This window comes from Paenibacillus sp. J31P190, assembly GCF_059692075.1.
In genome coordinates, this window is record NZ_JCAUAS010000065.1 from 1 (window position 1) to 1,850 (window position 1,850).

Here is a 1,850-nt window from a genome sequence, read left to right on the forward strand (position 1 = left end):
CCCGCAAGGGAGCCAGCCGCCGAAGGTGGGGTAGATGATTGGGGTGAAGTCGTAACAAGGTAGCCGTATCGGAAGGTGCGGCTGGATCACCTCCTTTCTATGGAGACTCGGGTCTGATAGACCCAGTCAAGTACTATCGCTGATTACTCATTTCATTTGTTCAGTTTTGATGGAGCTTGTACACTTCTTGAAGTGTATCTCATCAATATGGGGCCATAGCTCAGCTGGGAGAGCGCCTGCCTTGCAAGCAGGAGGTCAGCGGTTCGATCCCGCTTGGCTCCACCATTAACTTAATGCATACTTCCGCCGCCGATAAGGCGGTGTTGTTGACACTAGGCTAATGAAAAGAAAGCCATCCGTATAACTTATGATTCACCTCACCATTTGGTAATTTTTGATTGTTGCTGCTGATGAGATGGCATGATAAGATATAGTTCCTGTCGCTGAGAGGCGAAGGAAGAACAACACATTTGTTCCTTGAAAACTAGATAACGAAACAAAACGTAAAGTAAGAACTTAGGTTGTGTGATCTTCGGGTCATGCAAAAATCTTTAACTCTTTCAATAGGAGAGACTTTGATCTTGACCAAAGATCCCTGAAAAGGTGAGACTTTAGTCTACGACAAAAGATCCCTATATTAGGTTAAGCTAGAAAGAGCACACGGAGGATGCCTAGGCACTAGGAGCCGAAGAAGGACGTGGCGAACGACGAAATGCCTCGGGGAGCCGTAAGCAGGCTTTGATCCGGGGATGTCCGAATGGGGGAACCCAGCTGTGGTAATGCGCAGTTACCATGCAGTGAATACATAGCTGCATTGGAGGCATACCCAGGGAACTGAAACATCTAAGTACCTGGAGGAAAAGAAAACAAAAGTGATTCCGTCAGTAGCGGCGAGCGAAAGCGGAATAGCCCAAACCAAGGAGCTTGCTCCTTGGGGTTGTAGGACCTCGATATGGGGTTAGTTTGGTAGGCGAAGTGATCTGGAAAGGTCCGGCATAGAAGGTAAAAGCCCTGTAGCCAAAATCGAACGAAATCCCTAGAGGTATCCTGAGTACGGCGGGTCACGTGAAACCCCGTCGGAATCCGGCAGGACCATCTGCCAAGGCTAAATACTCCCTAGTGACCGATAGTGAAGCAGTACCGTGAGGGAAAGGTGAAAAGCACCGCGGAAGCGGAGTGAAAAAGAACCTGAAACCGTGTGCTTACAAAAAGTCAGAGCCCTCTCTATGGGTGATGGCGTGCCTTTTGTAGAATGAACCGGCGAGTTACGTTCCCGTGCGAGGTTAAGCTGAAAAGGCGGAGCCGCAGCGAAAGCGAGTCTGAATAGGGCGCTTTAGTACGTGGACGTAGACCCGAAACCGTGTGATCTACCCCTGTCCAGGGTGAAGGTGAGGTAACACTCACTGGAGGCCCGAACCCACGCATGTTGAAAAATGCGGGGATGAGGTGGGGGTAGCGGAGAAATTCCAATCGAACTCGGAGATAGCTGGTTCTCCCCGAAATAGCTTTAGGGCTAGCCTCGGATGTTGAGTTGTGGAGGTAAAGCACTGATTGGGTGCGGGGCCCGCCAAGGGTTACCAAGTCCAGTCAAACTCTGAATGCCACAAACTTAAATCCGGGAGTCAGACAGTGAGTGCTAAGATCCATTGTCAAAAGGGAAACAGCCCAGACCATCAGCTAAGGTCCCCAAGTGTGTGTTAAGTGGGAAAGGATGTGGAGTTGCACAGACAACCAGGATGTTGGCTTAGAAGCAGCCACCATTGAAAGAGTGCGTAATAGCTCACTGGTCGAGTGACTCTGCGCCGAAAATGTAACGGGGCTAAACACGCCACCGAAGCTATGGCTTGCAC

The 1,850-nt window shown here is 50.1% G+C and carries 1 tRNA gene and 2 rRNA genes; all 3 read left to right on the forward strand.

What is annotated here, in order from left to right:
* Window positions 1-97, forward strand: a 16S ribosomal RNA gene (locus AC58U0_RS37210); the annotation flags it as partial.
* 112 nt (window positions 98-209) lie between these two features.
* A tRNA-Ala gene (locus AC58U0_RS37215) sits at window positions 210-285 on the forward strand.
* A gap of 355 nt (window positions 286-640) precedes the next feature.
* Window positions 641-1,850 (forward strand): 23S ribosomal RNA (locus AC58U0_RS37220); the annotation flags it as partial.